1 protein-coding gene is annotated in these 255 nt (G+C 74.5%); it reads right to left on the bottom strand.

The genetic code is table 11. The features are described from left to right. On the bottom strand, positions 1 to 255 hold a 255-nt coding region (locus tag GWK61_RS55775), incomplete at both ends, for a hypothetical protein (RefSeq protein ID WP_194922431.1).

The following is a 255-nucleotide window of genomic DNA, read 5'->3' as shown; positions in this document are numbered from 1 at the left end:
ACACCGCCGCCGCCTTGCACCGCACCCCGTCCGGCGACTTCACCAGCACCGCCCACAGTTCCCGATAGCCAGCCGGCAGCGCCCGCTCATCGAGCACCACGCTCCAGAACGGGACAGCGGCCCGCTCTGAGGCGGCCTGCCGGCCGGCGGCATCGCCATCAGGCCCGCCACCGGCCAGCACCACCGCCAGCGTCGCCTTGGTGATCGCCACGTGCTCCAACGCCAGCTCGGCCTCGCCGAGCTCCGCCCCCACCC

The organism is Catenulispora rubra, assembly GCF_015356825.1.
GTDB classification, from domain to species: domain Bacteria; phylum Actinomycetota; class Actinomycetes; order Streptomycetales; family Catenulisporaceae; genus Catenulispora; species Catenulispora rubra.
The sequence above is the reverse complement of the archived record's forward strand: the minus strand, read 5'-3'. Positions and strand labels throughout refer to the sequence as shown.